The 939-nt window shown below is 62.5% G+C and carries 1 protein-coding gene; it reads right to left on the bottom strand.

What is annotated here, in order from left to right:
• A partial coding sequence (locus HXS65_RS17275) for a VCBS domain-containing protein (protein WP_218015111.1) occupies positions 1-939 on the bottom strand: 939 nt, incomplete at both ends.

Below are 939 nucleotides of genomic sequence, written 5' to 3' on the forward strand. Positions count from 1 at the left end.
CAGCGGTCACACCCTGGCTGTCGGTGACGACCACGGTGTAATCCAGCACCAGGCTCTCGCCGACGGCGAGATGATCGAAGGCTTCGCCAGCGACACTTGAGCTGTCGAAGGTCCAGTTCAGCGTGCCGTCATTCCCGGTGTTGGCGATGATCGCATCGGCATCGACGGAGAGCATGCTCAGCAGCTGATCGTTGCTCAAGCCATCAGTGTCACCAATGGCGGTCACGGCGGTGACGCTCGGCGTCACTTCGTCGGTGGTGTCCAGATCGCTCACCGAGAGCGTGCCGGCGGTGGTCAGCGGTGCATCGGTTTCTGTCAGTGACTCGACCGCGCTGTCGTCGCCGTCGATGGCAATGACCGGCGTATCGTTGCTGCCGTTAATGGTGATGCTGACCACCTGCTCAGCGGTCACACCCTGGCTGTCGGTGACGACCACGGTGTAGTCCAGTACCAGGCTCTCGCCGAGGGCGAGGTGATCGAAGGCTTCGCCAGCGACACTGCTGCTGTCGAAGGTCCAGTTCAGCGTGCCGTCGTTGCTGACACCATCGATGATCGCATCGGCGTCGACACTGAGCATGCCCAGCAGTTGGTCGTTGGTCAGGCCATCGACATCGCCGTCGGCGGCCACCGCGGTGACACTCGGCGTCACGTCGTCGGTGGTATCCAGATCGCTCACGGAGAGCGTACCTGCGGTGGTGAGCGTATCGTCCGTCTCGGTCAGCGACTCGGCCGCGCTGTCATCGCCTTTGAGGGCGATAACCGGCGCATCGTTGCTGCCATTGATGGTGATGGTGACAACCTGCTCGGCAGTCACACCCTGGCTGTCGGTGACGACCACGGTGTAATCCAGCACCAGGCTTCCGCCGACGGCGAGGTGATCGAAGGCTTCGCCTTCGACGCTTGCGCTGTCGAAGGTCCAGTTCAGAGTGCCATCGTTCT

It is taken from the genome of Cobetia sp. 5-25-4-2, assembly GCF_013374075.1.
Taxonomy (GTDB): Bacteria; Pseudomonadota; Gammaproteobacteria; order Pseudomonadales; family Halomonadaceae; genus Cobetia; species Cobetia marina.